Genomic DNA, 16298 nt, shown 5'->3' on the forward strand with positions numbered 1-16298 from the left:
GTCCGGCGGGGTCGACTGCGGGTGCGGTCGCGCGCGGAGATCGCCCGCATCCCCCGTTCCCTCCCGCCCCCGGGTCCGCCTGTCAGGCGCCCGGTCCGGTCCGGCTTCGGGGTTCCGTGGCGACCCACCGCCCTCAAAAATAATTAATTAGTATTTATTCTTGACGTTACCTGGATCACTCTGGCATTCTCGACTCCAGTCGAAGTGGCTGTTCACGCAGGTCAAACGCGTGTGCCCAACGCCAAGGAGTAGGCCATGGTCAGGCGACCACCACCCCCGAGGAGCCGAGCGCTCGTCTCCCTCGCCGCCGCCCTGTGTGTGCTGGTTCTCGCCGGATGCGGCGCGCGGCTGGGAGAGGACGGCCGTGTCGGCGTCGTCTACATGGACGCCCAGGGGTTCTACGCGGGAGTCCGGCAGGGCATGCAGAGCCACGCCGAGGACTCCGGACGCGAACTCCAGTTGCTGGAACTCAACGCTCGCGGCGACGCCTCCGAGGAGAGCACCTTCGTCGACGTGGCGGCCTCGGCGGGCGTCGACGTCCTGGTCCTGTCCCCGGTCTCGGCCACCGCCTCGATCCCCGCCCTGCGTCTGGCACACGAGAGCGGGGTGCCCGTCGTCTGCTACAACACCTGCATCGAGGACGAGGCCGCTCGCGAGTACGTGACCGCCTACATCCTCGGCGACCCCCACGAGTTCGGCCGCCAGCTCGGCGACGCCGCCGCGGACCACTTCGAGGGTGAGGGCGTGGACGACCCGCGGATCGCCGTTCTGAACTGCGAGTTCGTCGAGGTCTGCGTCCAGCGCCGCGAGGGGTTCGAGGAAGCGCTCTTCGCCCGCCTGCCCGAAGCCCGGATCGTGGCCAACCAGGAGGGGGCCACCATCGACGAGGCCGTCGACGTGGGCGAACGGCTCCTGACCGCCCACCCCGACCTGGACGCCTTCTACGGCGAGGCGGGCGGCGCCACGATGGGCGCGGTCAGAGCCGTCGGCAACCGGGGCCGCACCGGGGACGTCGTGGTCTTCGGCAGCGACATGTCCACGGACGCGGCCCGCGCCCTGGCCGACCACCGCGTCCTCAAGGCCAACGTCGACATCTCCGGCACCGCGGTCGGACTGCTCGCGGGAGAGACCGTCGAGCGCGTCATCGCGGGGGAGGAGCCCGAGGAGTTCGTCACCCCGGCACCCATCGACCTCTACACCACCCCCGAGCACGGAGAAGAGTGGCTGGAGACGCACCCGGACGGCATCCCGTGACCGCCCGCCCCTTCGCGCCAACTTCCGCCGTCCCACCTGTGGAGCACCCATGAGCGAGACCACCGCCGACGCCGCGGCTCCCGACGCCGAAGTCGTGGCCCGCGTCCGAGGCGCCACCAAGAGCTACCCCGGAGTCACCGCGCTCGACCACGCCGACTTCGAGATCCGCGCCGGAGAGGTCCGGGCGCTCCTCGGGCGGAACGGCGCGGGCAAGTCCACCCTGATCCGTCTGCTGGCCGGTGTCGAGACGCCCGACGAGGGCCGGATCGAACTCGGCGGCGTCCCGTTCGACGGCGGGGGCGTCCGGCGTGCCGCCGAACTCGGAGTCGGGACCGTCTACCAGGAGCTCAGCCTGGTGCCGGAGCTCTCGGCCGCCGAGAACCTCTACCTCGGCACCTGGCCGACGGGCCGCGGGCGCATCGACTACGCCGCGATGCGAGCGGGCGCGAAGGAGATCTTCGGCGAACTCGGCGTCGACATCGCCTCCGAGACCCGGGTCGGGGAACTTCCCCTGGCCCAGCAACAGCTCGTCGAGATCGCGCGTGCCTTCCTGACGCGGCCCCGCCTGCTGATCCTGGACGAGCCGACCAGCGCCCTGGCCGCGGCTGAGGCCGAGGCCGTCCTGGAGGCCGTCACCCGTGTGGCCTCACACGGGGTCGGGGTCATCTACGTCAGCCACCGGCTGGAGGAGATCCGCCGCGTCGCCGACTCCGTCACCGTCATGCGGGACGGCGCGGTCGTGGAGACGGTGCCCGTCCGGGGTGCCACCACCGACCGCATCGTCTCCCTGATGCTCGGGGACGGGAACGGGGACGAGCGGGCGCAGGCCCCGGTGGCGCGCGTCACGGCCGTCAAGGGTCCTCCGTTGCTGTCGGTCCGCGACCTGTCGGTCCCGCCGAAGATCGAGGACGTCTCGTTCGACCTGTGTCAGGGGGAGGTCCTCGGGCTCGGCGGGTTGATGGGGTCGGGCCGCACCGAACTCCTCCGCGCCCTGGCCGGATTCACCCCGGCCCGGGGCGTGATCGAGGTCGAGGGCACCGAGGTGGTCCGTCCGACACGGCACGCGATGCGTCGGCTGGGTGTGGGGATCACTCCCGAGGACCGCAAGGGAGAGGGCGTGGTCCCTCTCCTGGGCGTCTCGGAGAACATGGTCATGAGCTGGTTCGGCGGGGCCTCCAGAGCGGGGACCGTGCTCCCCTCCCGTGTGTCGTCCCTGGGCCGCGCGCTCATCGAGCGCCTGTCCATCAAGACGGCCGCGCCCGACACCCCGATCGTCAACCTGAGCGGCGGCAACCAGCAGAAGGCCGTCATCGGCCGGTGGCTGCACGCGGGGAGCCGCATCCTGCTCCTCGACGAACCCACCCGAGGCGTGGACGTGGAGGCCAAGGCCCAGATCTACGGCATCGTGCGCGAACTCGCCCAGCAGGGCGCGGCGGTCCTGTTCGTCTCCAGCGAGCTGGAGGAGCTGCCGCTGGTGTGCGACCGCGTCCTGGCCCTGCGCGGAGGACGCCTCGAGGGCGAGTTCTCCGGCGACGACATCACCCTGGACAACATCATGGCCGCCGCGATGGCGGCGTGAACGGCGAGGTAGGAATGACCACCACCAAGATCACCGGCGAGGCGGTCCCCGCCCGCGGGGACCTCATCGGCCGCTACGGCCACCGTCTCAACGAGATCGGCCTCCTGGCCGCGATCCTCCTGCTCTACGTCGGTCTCGGCCTCTCGGCCTCCGGCTTCCTGAGCCCGGAGAACCAGCTCGGACTCCTGCGCAACGCGGCGACCATCGGCATCGCCGCGTGGGGCGTCACCCTGGTGATCATCGCCGGGGAGATCGACATCAGCATCGGCCCGGCCGTGGCCTTCGCCTCGGTCATCGTCGCCACGGGTGCGACGGAGTGGAACCTCGGCGTGATCGGCGCCATCCTGCTCACCCTGGCCATGGGCGTGCTCTGGGGCGGTCTCGCCGGGTGGCTCAGGGCCCGGTTCAACGTGCCCTCCTTCATCACCACACTGGGCCTGTGGAGCGTGCTCGGCGGTATGGCGCTCTACATGACCGACGCGCTGCCCGTGCCCCTTCCCGAGAGCGCGCTGCTCGACGTGCTCGGCGGCTCCGTCCTGGGCGTGCCCACGGCCGCGATCGTCATGTTCGTCCTCTTCGCGGTCTTCGCGTACGTCGCCAGGTACACCGCCTACGGGCGCTCCGTCTACGCCACCGGCGGCAACGCCGCCGCCGCGCAGCTCGCGGGCATCAACGTGGCCCGGGTACGCGTCCTGCTGTTCGCCACCACCGGCCTGCTGTCCGCCATCACCGGCGTGCTGCTCGCCGCCCGGCTGGGATCGGGGAACGGCGGTGCCGCCGCAGGGCTGGAGTTCGACGTCATCGCCGCCGTGGTGATCGGTGGGACGGCGCTCGCCGGCGGGCGCGGATCTCTGGTCGGCACCCTCCTCGGGGTCGTCTTCATCACCGTCATCGCCAACGGCCTCGTGCTGCTCGGCGTCAACTCCTTCTTCCAGGACGTGGTCCGCGGCCTCATCATCGTGGGGGCCGTCCTCATCAACGTCATCATCAGCAGGCGCAGCGCCGCCAACCGGCTCGCCTAGCCCGAACAGGGGGACTCCACCATGAACGCCACCGCCCTCGGCGCACAACCGCCCACCACCATGCGCGGGGTGAGGCTTCCCGGCGACTCCACCGCGGTCGTGGACACGCTCCCCGTGCCCGAACCGGGTCCGGGCCAGGTCCTCCTGAGAGTGGGTGCCTCCGGGATCTGCGGCAGCGACATCGGGTTCATCTACCACGAGCACAGGACGCACCGGGGGATCGACGGCCCCGCCTACCGCGGGGTCGTCGCCGGACACGAGCCCTCCGGCACGGTCGTGCAGGCGGGCCCCGGCTGCCGCAGGTTCGGGCCGGGTGACCGGGTCATCGTCTACCACATCGCGGGATGCGGTCTGTGTGACAACTGCCGACGCGGTTACATGATCAGCTGCACCGACCCGGGACGGGCCTCCTACGGCTGGCAGCGCGACGGCGGCCACGCCGAGTACCTGCTGGCGGAGGAGGCCACCTGCGTCCCCCTGCCGGACGAGCTCTCCTTCGTGGACGGCGCGCTCATCGCCTGCGGCTTCGGCACGGCGTACGAGGGGCTGCGACGGATCGGTGTCAACGGAGAGGGAGACCTGCTGGTCGTGGGTCTGGGCCCGGTCGGTCTGGCGGCGGGCGTGATCGGCCGCGGCATGGGCGCGGCCCGCGTCATCGGGGTCGAACCCAACGCCAGGCGCCGGGACTGGGCCTCCACCCTGGACGTGTTCGACGCCCTGGCCTCCCCGGAGGAGGCGGCCGAGGAGATCGGCCGGGTCACCTCCGGCCGGGGCGCGGCGACGGTCATCGACTGCTCGGGGTCGCGCGCGGGACGCTCGCTGGCGCTGGAACACGCGGCGGAGTGGGGCAGGGTCTCGCTGGTCGGTGAGGGAGGCACCTTGGACACCGAGGTCTCCGACACCCTCCTGCACAAGCAGCTCACCCTGTACGCCTCCTGGGTGACCTCGCTGCCCGCCATGGCCGAACTGTCGGTGAACCTGGTCCGGTGGGGGGTCTCGCCCGAGCGCGTGGTCTCCGACCGCTTCGACCTCGCCGACGCCGACACCGCGTACCGCCTGGCCGCGGGGGAGAGCCGGGGCAAGGTGTGCCTGGTGAACCGGGAGCAGGGGTGAGTGCCCTCGTCCGCGTGCGGCGCGAGGGCTCGGGGACACACGAACTGATCCACCTCGACAACGGGGTGGTGCGGGTCGTCGCGGCGCCCGGTCTGGGCGGCCGGGTGCTGTCCGTGCGCCACCGCGACCAGGAACACCTGTACCGGAACGACCGCCTGCTGGGCGAGGACCTGCGTCCGGTGGAGGGCGTCTCGCTCGGGCCGGTGGACGGGCCGATGAGCGCGTGGAACAACGTCGGCGGGGACAAGACCTGGCCCGCGCCGCAGGGGTGGGACGGGCCCGGACAGTGGGCGGGTCCCCCCGATCCCGTCCTGGACTCGGGCGCCTACCGCGTTCGGGTGGAGGACGGCCCGGGCGGGTCCGTCGTGCTCACCCTCACCAGCGAGGACGATCCGAGGACCGGTCTGCGTCTGTCCCGCCGACTCACCATGGAACCCGGGGCCGCCGGCTACCGGCTGGACCTCGAGGCGGTCAACGCCTCCACGACGGACCGCCGGTGGGCGCTGTGGAACGTGACCCAGATCGACGGGGCCCGGTCCTCGGACGGGGCCACCGACGGTGTCTTCGTGGGGGTCAGGGGCGAGGGCCCGCACACGGTGCCCCTCGTCTCGGGCAACGGCCGCCCGCGAGTCGTGGAGCACGTGCCCTCCGTACTGCGGGTGCCGTCACAGGAGGTGGTCGGCAAGGTCGGCTTCCCCACCGCGTCCGGATGGCTGGCCAACGTGGGGGCCGCGGGCACCCTCACCCAGCGCTTCGACGTCACCGAGGGGGCCGACTACCCGGACGCCGGGTCCGTGGCCGAGGTCTGGTTGGAGACTCCGCTGAGCCGTCCACTGGAGCACCTCGGCGGGCTGTGCCCGGTGGACCGCGTGATCGAGGTCGAGGCACTCGGGCCCCTCACCGAACTGGCGCCCGGGCAACGCGTGAGCCTGGCGGTCGACTTCGGCTTCGGTTCGGGCCGGGAACCGGTCTCGGAGGTGACGGCCGACGGATTCTGGAGCGAGCGACCCCGCTGGGAGGGTCACGGGCCCGGCACGGCGCGGTTGGTCGGCTCGTTCACGTCCACACGGCACGGCGCCCTGGTCCACCGCCGATCCGGGCGCACCCTCGCACGGACCGTTCCGGGTGAACCGACCCGGTTCACCGTTCCGGTCCCGGAGGCCGACCCACGTACCGACCCCGACCCCGACCCCGACGTCGTGTTCGCGGCGCGGCCGTGAACGGGACGCCGACCGGCGCCTCCGGAGAGTCCGGGGCGCACCCACCATCCGATGGAAGAGACATGACGAACACCAGGCACGAGGGAACCACGGCCGTGGTCACCGGAGCGGCCCAGGGGATCGGTGAGGCCACCGCCCGACGCCTGGCGGCGCAGGGCGCGTCGGTGGTGCTCACCGACCTGTCACCCCGAGTCGAGGAGGCCGCCGAACGCATCCGCGCTGCGGGGGGAAGCGCCCTGGCGGTCACGGCGGACGCGAGCGACGAGGGCTCGTGGGAGCGGGTGGTGGAACGGGCCCGCACCACCTTCGGTCCCGTGGGGATCCTGGTCTCCAACGCCTACACCTTCGAGCAGGCGCCCGCCCACGAGACGACGCTCGCCTCCTGGGAGCGCCAGATCGCCGTCAACCTCACCGGCGCCTTCCTGGGGGTGCGCGCCTGTCTGGACGACCTGACCGCCGTCGGCGGCAGTGTCGTCATCGCGTCCTCGGTCCATGCCTGGTTCGGGCTTCCGGGCCGACCGGCCTACGCCACCAGCAAGGGCGGTCTGACCGCGCTGACCCGCCAGCTCGCCGTCGAGTACGGCCCGCGCGTGCGGGTCAACTGCGTGCTCCCCGGCCCCGTCCTCACCGCCGCGTGGGAGGACGTGGGCGAGGAGGACCGCCGAGCCAGCGTCGCCCAGACCGCCGCCGGGCGTTTCGGTGACCCCGACGAGGTCGCCTCCGTCATCTCCTTCCTCGCCTCCTCCGAGGCCTCCTACGTCACGGGGGCGAGTCTTCCGGTCGACGGAGGGTGGAGTATCTACAAGGCGTCGTCGTGACCGGGCGCCTGGAACGGAGGACATGATGGCCGCCTATTCGGGGCGCGGCGTGCACGGCCAGACGGTGCGACTGCTCGGGGAACGGGTTCTGGCCGGGGAGTTCGCGGAGGGCCAGACCATCGACCTGGCCGAGCTCAGCGAGGAACTCGACCTGAGCCTGACGGCCCTGCGCGAGGCGATCAAGGTGCTCGCGGCCAAGGGGCTGGTGGGCTCACGCCAGAAGAAGGGCACCTTCGTGCGCCCGCGCGGCGACTGGAACCTGCTCGACCCGGACGTGGTCCGGTGGCAGGTGGCGGCCGGGGCCGGTGACGTCTTCTTCCGTGACCTGGCCGAGCTGCGCGACGCGCTCGAACCCGCCGCCGCCCTGCTCGCGGCGCGGCGGCGTGAGGACGACGACGTCACCGAGCTGCGGGCCGCGCTCGAAGAGATCGCCGACACCGTGGACGGGCAGGCCGAGGACGCCGTCCGGGCCGACCTGCGCTGGCACCGCGCCCTGTTGGCGGCCACCCACAACGAGCTGTTCACCCGTACCGACGTCTTCTTCTCCGCCGGGCTCTCCGAACGCGACCGCCTGGTCCACGGAGGCGACCACGACGACCCGGTGCCCAGCCACGAGGCGGTCACCGAGGCCATCGCCGCCGGGGACCCCCTCGCGGCCGAGGCCGCCATGCGCTCCCTGCTGGCACAGGCCAGGCAGGACCTGCTCCGCGTCACCGAGCACGACGCGTCCGAAGACCGTTGGGAGAAGCCCGAGTGAGAATCACCCGTATTGAGACCTTCCTGGTTCCGCCCCGGTGGCTGATGTGCCGGGTGGAGACCGACGAGGGGATCGTCGGATGGGGCGAGCCGGTCGTCGAGGGGCGGGCGGAGACCGTGCGGGCGGCGGTGGAGGAGCTGTCCGAACTCCTCCTGGGACAGGACCCCGCCCCGATCGAGCACCACTGGCAGCGACTGACCAAGGGCGGCTTCTACCGTGGTGGTCCCGTGCTGTCCAGCGCGGTGGCCGGGCTCGACCAGGCCCTGTGGGACATCGCGGGCAAGAGCCTGGGCGTGCCCGTGCACCGCCTCCTCGGCGGTCCGGTCCGCGACAAGGTCAGGGTCTACGGCTGGGTCGGCGGCGACGACCCGGCCGAACTGGTCGACAGGGTCAGCGCGCGCGTGGAGACCGGTCTCACCGCGGTGAAGATGAACGGCTCCGGAGTGATGGGGCGCTCCGCGACCGTGCGCGAGATCGACGGCATCGTGGACCGTCTGGCGAGCGTGCGCGAGGTACTCGGCCCGGACCGGGACGTGGCGGTGGACTTCCACGGTCGCTTCAACGCGGCCACCGCCCGCAGGGTCCTGCCCCTGTTGGAGCCGCTGCGGCCCATGTTCGTGGAGGAACCCGTCCTCCCCGAGTACGGTCACCTGCTCCAGGACGTCGTGCGGAGCAGTCCCGTGCCCATCGCCACCGGCGAGCGCCTGTTCAGCCGGACCGACTTCCTGCCCGCCCTCCAGGCGGGCATCGCGGTGGCCCAGCCCGACCTCTCCCACGCGGGAGGGATCTCCGAGGTCCGCAGGATCGCCTCCCTGGCCGAGACCTACGACGTCCTGCTCGCCCCGCACTGCCCGCTCGGCCCGCTGGCCCTGGCCGCCAGCCTCCAGGTCGCCTTCGCCACCCCCAACTTCCTCATCCAGGAACAGAGCATCGGCATCCACTACAACCAGGACGCGGAGCTGCTGGACTACGTCCTGGACGCCGAGGTCTTCGCCTTTCCCGACGGGCACATCCACCGGACCGACGCCCCGGGGCTGGGAGTGCGGGTGGACGAGGACGCCGTGCGCCGCGCGGACCGCGGGGGCCACCGCTGGCGGTCGCCCGTGTGGAGCCATGAGGACGGGTCGTTCGCGGAGTGGTGAAGGAGAGGAGGGAGGAGATGACGCGCGTGACGAGCGAACCATGGAGCGCCGAACGCTTCGAACTGGGGGAGGGGCTGCGCCGACACGGTCGGCACCTGCTCATGGTGGACATCCTCACCGGCAGGCTCCTGCGCCTGGACCCGGGCTCGCCCGGTCCGGCCGAGGTCGTCCTGTCCCTGGACACGCCCCTGGGGGCGGTCGCCCCCGTGTCGGGCCGTCCGGGGTCCTACGTGGCGGCGGTCGGGACCGGAGTCGCCGTCGTCTCCAAGGACGGCGGAGTGGTGTGGCTGGCCAGGCCGGAGGACCACGCGGCGGTGCCGATGCGGATGAACGACGGATGCTGCGACCCCGCGGGCAGGTTCTGGGCCGGATCGATGGCCTACGACGGCACCAGGGGTGCCGGTTCCGTCTACCGCGCCGACCCCGACGGCGGATTCTCCCGCGTCCTCGAGGGCTACACCGTTCCCAACGGCCCGGCCTTCACCGAGGACGGTTCCCGCATGTACCTGGCGGACAGCGCCGACGGGCGCATCGACGTCCACGACGTGTCCCCGAGCGGAGAACCCGGGGCCCGGTCGGTCTTCGCCCGTGTCACACAGGGCAGCCCCGACGGTATGCAGGTCGACGACGAGGGGCACCTGTGGGTCGCTGTCTGGGGCGCCGGTCGGGTGCACCGCTACGATCCCGACGGAACCCTGGAGCGCGTGGTCACGGTCCCCGCCGTCCAGCCCACGAGCGTGTGCGTCACCCGTGGCCCGGTGCCACGGTTGTTCGTCACCTCCGCGACGGTCGGCCTCGACCGGCCGGGCCCCGGTGACGGTGCGGTGTTCTCGGTTCCCGTGGAGGTCGGGGGACCGCTGGTCCACCAGTTCGGGGGTGCGGTGTGAGCGCCGAGATCGTCTGCGTCGGTGAGACGATGCTGCTGCTCACCGCGGCCGACCCGACACCGCTGGACCAGGCGCCGCTCCTGACGATGGGGGTCGCTGGAGCCGAGTCCAACGTCGCCTCCGGGCTCGCCGCGCTCGGACACCGGGCCGCCTGGCTCAGTGCCGTGGGGGACGACCCCTTCGGCCGTCTGGTCACGCGCACCCTCCGCGAGAGCGGGGTGGACGTGTCCGGGGTCCGTGTCGACCGGGACCGTCCCACGGGCGTGTTCGCCAAGGATCCCTCGCCCGAGGGAAGCACCGTGCACTACTACAGGACCAGGTCCGCGGCCTCCGGGCTCGGCCCGGAGCTGGTCGGGGATCCACGGGTACGGGCCGCCGGCAGGATCCACCTGTCCGGGATCACCCCCGCGCTGTCCCCGGGTTGCGACGCCCTGACCCAGGGACTCCTGGAGGCACCCGGCCTGACGGTGAGCTTCGACGTGAACCACCGGCCCCGACTGTGGGGGCCGGAGGAGGCGGCTCCGCGTCTGCTCGCGCTGGCCCGGCTCGCCGACATCGTCTTCGTCGGCAGGGACGAGGCCGAGGAGCTGTGGGGCACCTCCACCGACCGCGACGTCCGGGCGCTCCTGCCCGACGTCGAGCGCCTCGTGGTCAAGGACGCCGAACACGGCGCCAGCGAGTTCCACGGTGGCACGCGGGTGTACGTGCCCGCGCCCACCGTGGAGGTCGTCGAGCCGGTCGGGGCGGGGGACGCCTTCGCCGCCGGATACCTGGCGGGGGACCTGCGCGGACTGGGCGGCCGGGAACGCCTGCGTCTCGGGCACCTGTGCGCCGGACGCGTCCTGCGGGTGACGGGGGACCTGGCCGACCCGCCTCCGCCGGACCAGGTGGACGAGCTCCTGGCGGTGGCCGACGAGCACTGGAACGAACGCGCGGCCGGGGCCGCGACGAGAGGAGTCAGCAGTGAGTGACGAGGGTCTGGACGGCCTGTTCGCGGAACACAGCGTGCTCGCCATCCTGAGGGGCATGCCGGTGCGCACCACGGTGGAACTGGCCGAGCGCGCCTGGGACCTGGGGGTGACCGCCATCGAGGTGCCCGCGCGCGACCCCGAGGGGCTGGAGGCGTTGCACGCCACGGTCAGGGCCGGGGCGGAGCGCGGACACCCGGTCGGCGCGGGCACGGTGATCACCCCAGAACAGGTCCGTGCGGTGTCCGAGGCGGGCGCCGCGTTCACCGTCGCGCCGGGCTTCGACGCCGAGGTCATGGCCCTGTCGGAGGCCGCCGGTATGCCCCACCTGCCCGGTGTGGCCACGCCCACCGACATCCAGGGGGTGCTGAGGGCGGGCGGCCACTGGGTGAAGGCCTTCCCCGCCTCGTCGCTCGGCACGGGGTGGTTCCGGGCGATGTCCGGACCCTTCCCGGACGTGCGGATCGTGGCGACCGGCGGCATGGACGCCCACAACGCCCGCCGGTACCTCGACGCCGGGGCACGGATGGTGGCGGTCGGATCCGCGCTGACCGACCCCGAGCAGATCCCCCTCCTGGCCGCGCTGGTCTGAGCCCGTCGCGGGGGCCGGGCGGCCGTGCGGGCGGCCGTGCGGGCGGCCGTCCGGGTGGAGCGGCGGGGTTACCATCGGGCCCGGGGACCGGGGCCAACACACCTCTGTGACCTGGGCTCTCATCGCTCTCTCATCCCTGTCGGCTGTGATGGACGGACCATGCAAGCCAAGATCCTCGTCGTCGACGACGAACCCAACATCCTCGACGTGGTCGCGACCGTGCTGGAGTTCCACGGATTCGACGTGCGCACCGCCGCCACGGCCGCCGAGGCCCACACCGCCGCGCACGCGTTCGGGCCCGACCTGGTCGTCTTGGACGTCATGCTCCCGGACGGCGACGGGTTCGACGTGTGCCGCGCGCTGCGGCGTTCGCGGCCCGACCTCGGCATCGTCTTCCTCACCGCCAAGGACGCCCACAGCGAGCGGATCGCGGGGCTCACCTACGGCGGCGACGACTACGTCACCAAACCGTTCAACACCGACGAACTGGTGGCCCGGGTGCGCGCGGTCCTGCGCAGGACGAGGCCGGGCAACGGGCCGGAAGCGGCGGACGGGATCCTGCGCTTCGCCGACGTGGAACTGGACGAGCGCGCCTGCGTGGTGCGGCGGGCCGGGAACCCGGTGCCGCTCTCGCGCACCGAGTTCGACCTCCTCCGGTACCTCATGCTCAACAGCGGGCGCGTGCTGTCCCGCCCGCAGATCATCGACGAGGTCTGGAGCGACGGCTACGCGGGCGCGTCCAACATCGTCGACACCTACGTCGGCTACCTGCGCCGCAAGCTCGGCGTTCACGGTCCCAACCTCATCGTGACCCAGCGGGGGTTCGGCTACGCGCTGCGCGAGGGCGACCCCGAATGAGGGCCCCCTGGCGCACCCTGCGCGGACGGATGGTGGTGGTCAACGCCGTCCTGATGTTCCTCGCCCTGAGCGTGGTGACGGTGGCCAGCTCCATGTTCCTCGGCACCTACCTGGTCGACCGGCTGGACGAACGCATCGAGACCAGCGCCTCGTTCGTGCGGGCCAACCAGGACGAGATCTTCGCCAAGAGCCCCGACCAGCTGGTCGAGCAGATCCGCGCCCCCAGTGAGTTCGTCGCGGAGTTCGTCACGCGGGTCCCGGGGGACAGCCACCCCAAGGTGCACCGGCTCCAGGGGTCGGGGCCCACCCTGGTCCGCGACATCGACACAGACGGCGCGCCGGAGGGCGTGTTCACGGTCGAGCACGAGGGCGCCGAGTACCGGGTCAAGGTGCTGGAGCTGCCCGAGCAGGACACCGTGGTCCTCCTCGGAGAGCCCCTGCGCCCGGTCACGGCCACCGTCCACCGGCTGATCGCCATCCAGGTCCTGGGCGGCCTGGCGATGCTCGGGATCGCGCTGGTCGCCGGAACCGCCGTCATCCGCCGGGGCCTGCGCCCCCTGGACGACGTCGTGGAGACGGCGGAGGCCATCGCCCGGGGCGACCTGGAACGCCGAGTCCCCGAACCCGCGCCGGGCGCCGCCGACGAGGTCAGCCGCCTGACCCTGTCCATCAACCGCATGCTGGCCCGCCTGCGCGGCGCCCTGCACGCGCACGAGCAGTCCGAGGAACGGCTGCGCCGCTTCGTCTCGGACGCCTCCCACGAACTGCGCACCCCGCTCACCTCGATCCGCGGCTACCTGCAACTCGTGGCCCAGGGGGTGGTCGACGTCGCCCGGCGCCCGGACGTCATCACCCGCTCCCAGCAGGAGTCCGAGCGGATGGCCGCCATCGTGGACAACCTCCTGTACCTGGCCCGCCTGGACGAACGCCCCGCGCCCCGGCACGAGGTGGTCGCCCTCCGCCGGATCGTGGCGGACAGCGTCTCCGACGCCCGCGCCGCCCAGCCCGAACGCGACTGGCGGACCGAGGTCACCGCCGACGGGCTGGTGGTCGGGGACGAACAGGAACTGCGCCAGGCCGTCTCCAACCTGCTGGCCAACGTGCGCGTGCACACTCCGGTCAGCAGCCCGGCGACCGTCCGGCTGCACCGGCGCGACGGCCGCGTGGTCCTGGAGGTCTCCGACGAGGGCCCCGGTGTGGCCGAGGAGAACGCGGCCTTCGTGTTCGAGCGCTTCTACCGGGCCTCCGCGGCGTCCGGGCGACCCGGCAGCGGCCTCGGTCTCCCCATCGTCCGGGCCGTCATGCGGGCCCACGGGGGCGAGGCGGAGTTCACCTCCACCGCCGCCGAGGGAACCCGGGTCACCCTGCGGTTCCCGTCACCGCCGGACTCCGACGCGGGCTCCCTGGCAGGTGGACGTGACGACGATCTCACCAGCGGCGCCGCGTTCTCATCGAACTCTCATGATCCTCGGCAGTTCGCCTCATCGGCGTCGTATGAGCTGGAAGGCAAGCGTAAGTCGGGGTTGAGAGGAATGAGTATGGCTGGGCTGCTCTATCGTCTGGGTGGGTTCGCCTACCGACGACGATGGCTGGTCGTGTTCTCGTGGCTGCTGGTCCTGGTGCTCGCGGGCGGTGCGGCGCTGATGTTCCGCGCCCCGCTCAACGACGCGCTCAGCATCCCCGGCACCGAGTCGGAACAGGCCACCGACCTGATGGAGGCGCGGTTCTCCACCACGGGTGAGTCCGTCACCGCCGTGCTGCGCGCCCCCGACGGCTCCGACGTCATCGAGGAGGCGCAGTACGCCGACGCCGTGCGGGCCACCGCCGACGAGCTGGCGGAGATCCCCGGGGTTGACGAGGTCTTCAGCCCGCACGGCATCCTGGAGGACGCCCGCCAGCAGTACGACGACGGGATCGCGGAGGGCGAGGAACAGGCCCTGGAGACCGCTCGTGAACAGGTCGAGGCGATGGTGCCGCCGGAGACCCCCGGTCGCGATCAGGCCGTCGAGGACCTGATGGTCGAGGCCGAGGCCCAGGCGCTCGCCGCCGTCGCCGAGCAGGCCCCCGACTTCGACGACGACGAGGTCCTCGACCAGGTCCCGCAGCTCTCCGACGACCGTGACAGCGTGATGATCCAGGTCCAGCTGGAGTTCCGTAACGGCGAGGTCCCGTCCGAGACGGTCGAGGCCATCCTCGACACGGGTGACGAGGCACGCGCCGCAGGGATGGACGTCGAGTTCAGCGGTCCCTCCATCACCCAGCAGGTGCCCGCCATCATGGGCCCGAGCGAGGTCGTCGGCCTCGTCGCCGCCCTCGTCGTCCTCATCATCAACTTCGGAGCCCTGGTCACCGCCGGTCTGCCGATCCTGCTCGCCCTGATCGGCGTGGGTGTGGGGATGCTTCTGCTCTACGCCGCGTCCAGCCTGATCGAACTCACCAGCACGGCTCCGATCCTGGCGCTCATGCTGGGGATCGCCGTGGGTATCGACTACTCGCTGTTCGTGCTCTCCCGCCACCGCAAGCAGGTGGCGCAGGGCTGGGATCCGGCGGAGTCGGCCGCCCGCGCGATCGGTACCGCCGGCAGTGCCGTGGTCTTCGCGGGGATCACGGTCGTCATCGCTCTGCTCGGGCTTTCGGTGGTCCAGATCCCTTTCCTGACCCTCATGGGCGTGGCCGCGATGGTCACGGTCGCGGTGGCGGTGCTTATCGCGATCACGCTGCTCCCCGCTCTGCTCGGGTTCATTGGCCACCGGGTCACCGCCGGTCGACTCCCGGTGCTGGGCCGCCGGGCCGAGAGGGCGATGGTCTCCGACCGCACCATGAGCGCGCGGTGGATCGGCATGGTCATCAAGCGCCCGGTCATCGCGATCGTCGGTGTGACCGCCGTCCTCGGTGCGCTCCTGCTCCCCCTGGGCAACATGCACCTGGGCCTGCCCAGCGACGAGACCAGCTCGACGGACACCACGCAGCGTCAGGCCTTCGAGATCATCAGCGAGGAGTTCGGTCCCGGACACACCGCGCAGCTCGCGGTGGTGGCCGACCTGACCGGGCTGCCGGACATGCCCGCCGCCGCCGACGAGGTGGCCGAGCGCATGGAGGACGTCGACGGGGTCGCGGAGGTGTTCCCGCCCCAGCTCAGCGACGTGCGGGACACGGCGATCATCGTGGTCATCCCCGAGACCGGGCCCTCGGACACCGCCACCGAGGACGTGCTGCACGACGTGCGCGGCCTCCAGGGCGAGATCGAGGACGAGATCGGCGCCAAGATCGTGGTGGCCGGTGCCGCCGCCATGGCCATCGACGTCTCCGAACGCCTCGCGGACGCGCTGCCGGTGTTCGCCGCCGTGGTGATCGGCCTGGCCCTGGTCCTCATGACGATCGTGTTCCGCTCGATCCTGGTGCCGGTCAAGGCGGCGCTGGGGTTCGTGCTCAGCGCGGGTGCCTCCCTGGGGCTGACTGTGGTGGTCTTCCAGTGGGGTTACGGCGCCGGGCTGTTCGGTGTGGAACCCGGTCCGCTCCTGGCGTTCATGCCGACCCTGATGATCGGCATCCTCTTCGGCCTGGCCATGGACTACGAGGTGTTCCTGGTCTCCCGCATGCGGGAGGACCACGTCCACGGCGCCGAGCCGATGGCGGCGATCTCCACCGGCTTCACCCAGGGGGCGCGCGTGGTCACCGCCGCCGCGGCCATCATGATCAGTGTCTTCGCGTCGTTCGTCTTCGGCCACGTGGAGATGTTGAAGCCGATCGCGTTCGTCCTCGCCGTGGGCATCCTCATCGACGCCTTCCTGGTCCGGATGACGCTCGGCCCGGCGATCATGGCGCTGTTCGGCCGGGCCACCTGGTGGCTGCCGAAGTGGCTGGACCGCCTGCTCCCCAACGTGGACATCGAGGGCGACCGGCTCGCCCCGGCCGGACCCGTCACGGGGGAGGCGAACGCTGAGGGCGCGGGCTCCGCGCCCGGCACGGAGGACGGTGACCCCCGGGAGGCCGGTGCCCCGGCCGGTTCGTCCCGGTAACGACCGCTCCGACGAACGGCCCCGCCACGCCCGGCGGGGCCGTTCCCGTACCCGGGACCCGGCGGCGAC

At 72.0% G+C, this 16298-nt stretch carries 13 protein-coding genes; all 13 read left to right on the forward strand.

The features are described 5' to 3' along the window. Positions 1-255 precede the first annotated feature (255 nt). Positions 256-1254, forward strand: a complete 999-nt coding sequence (locus ACFW3L_RS13490) for a substrate-binding domain-containing protein (RefSeq protein WP_378739898.1) — start codon at positions 256-258, stop codon at positions 1252-1254. Positions 1255-1303: 49 nt separating this feature from the next. Continuing rightward, the gene (locus ACFW3L_RS13495; RefSeq protein ID WP_378739900.1) at positions 1304-2833 is read left to right on the forward strand and encodes a sugar ABC transporter ATP-binding protein; all 1530 of its coding nucleotides are present in this window, start codon (positions 1304-1306) and stop codon (positions 2831-2833) included. 14 nt (positions 2834-2847) lie between these two features. Continuing rightward, positions 2848-3855, forward strand: coding sequence for an ABC transporter permease (locus ACFW3L_RS13500; RefSeq protein WP_378739902.1), 1008 nt, complete (start codon positions 2848-2850; stop codon positions 3853-3855). Between the two features lie 21 nt (positions 3856-3876). Then, on the forward strand, positions 3877-4968 hold the full coding sequence (locus ACFW3L_RS13505; protein ID WP_378739904.1) for a zinc-binding dehydrogenase: 1092 nt from the start codon (positions 3877-3879) through the stop codon (positions 4966-4968). Continuing rightward, a complete protein-coding gene (locus tag ACFW3L_RS13510) occupies positions 4965-6188 on the forward strand; it encodes a DUF4380 domain-containing protein (RefSeq protein ID WP_378739906.1) in 1224 nt (407 codons plus the stop codon). Before ACFW3L_RS13505 ends, ACFW3L_RS13510 begins: the two co-directional genes overlap by 4 nt. A 62-nt stretch (positions 6189-6250) precedes the next feature. After that, entirely contained in the window at positions 6251-7006 is a 756-nt protein-coding gene (locus ACFW3L_RS13515) for an SDR family NAD(P)-dependent oxidoreductase (RefSeq protein ID WP_378739908.1), read from the forward strand. Between the two features lie 25 nt (positions 7007-7031). Then, the gene (locus tag ACFW3L_RS13520; RefSeq protein WP_378740476.1) at positions 7032-7763 is read left to right on the forward strand and encodes a FadR/GntR family transcriptional regulator; all 732 of its coding nucleotides are present in this window, start codon (positions 7032-7034) and stop codon (positions 7761-7763) included. Continuing rightward, positions 7760-8905 carry a galactonate dehydratase gene (gene dgoD, locus ACFW3L_RS13525; RefSeq protein WP_378739910.1) on the forward strand — a complete coding sequence of 382 codons (1146 nt, stop codon included), beginning with the start codon at positions 7760-7762 and terminating at the stop codon, positions 8903-8905. Before ACFW3L_RS13520 ends, dgoD begins: the two co-directional genes overlap by 4 nt. A 17-nt stretch (positions 8906-8922) precedes the next feature. Continuing rightward, positions 8923-9792 carry an SMP-30/gluconolactonase/LRE family protein gene (locus tag ACFW3L_RS13530; RefSeq protein WP_378739912.1) on the forward strand — a complete coding sequence of 290 codons (870 nt, stop codon included), beginning with the start codon at positions 8923-8925 and terminating at the stop codon, positions 9790-9792. Next, on the forward strand, positions 9789-10763 hold the full coding sequence (locus ACFW3L_RS13535) for a sugar kinase (protein WP_378739914.1): 975 nt from the start codon (positions 9789-9791) through the stop codon (positions 10761-10763). Before ACFW3L_RS13530 ends, ACFW3L_RS13535 begins: the two co-directional genes overlap by 4 nt. Continuing rightward, positions 10756-11352, forward strand: coding sequence for a bifunctional 4-hydroxy-2-oxoglutarate aldolase/2-dehydro-3-deoxy-phosphogluconate aldolase (locus ACFW3L_RS13540; RefSeq protein WP_378739916.1), 597 nt, complete (start codon positions 10756-10758; stop codon positions 11350-11352). Before ACFW3L_RS13535 ends, ACFW3L_RS13540 begins: the two co-directional genes overlap by 8 nt. 159 nt (positions 11353-11511) lie before the next feature. Further along, complete coding sequence (locus tag ACFW3L_RS13545; protein ID WP_378739919.1) at positions 11512-12210, forward strand: response regulator transcription factor; 699 nt, start codon at positions 11512-11514, stop codon at positions 12208-12210. Next, the gene (locus ACFW3L_RS13550; RefSeq protein ID WP_378739922.1) at positions 12207-16229 is read left to right on the forward strand and encodes an MMPL family transporter; all 4023 of its coding nucleotides are present in this window, start codon (positions 12207-12209) and stop codon (positions 16227-16229) included. The genes ACFW3L_RS13545 and ACFW3L_RS13550 overlap by 4 nt, the downstream gene beginning before the upstream one ends. Positions 16230-16298 lie beyond the last annotated feature (69 nt).

Source organism: Nocardiopsis sp. NPDC058789 (assembly GCF_042745575.1).
In the GTDB taxonomy this organism is placed as follows: Bacteria; Actinomycetota; Actinomycetes; order Streptosporangiales; family Streptosporangiaceae; genus Nocardiopsis; species Nocardiopsis eucommiae.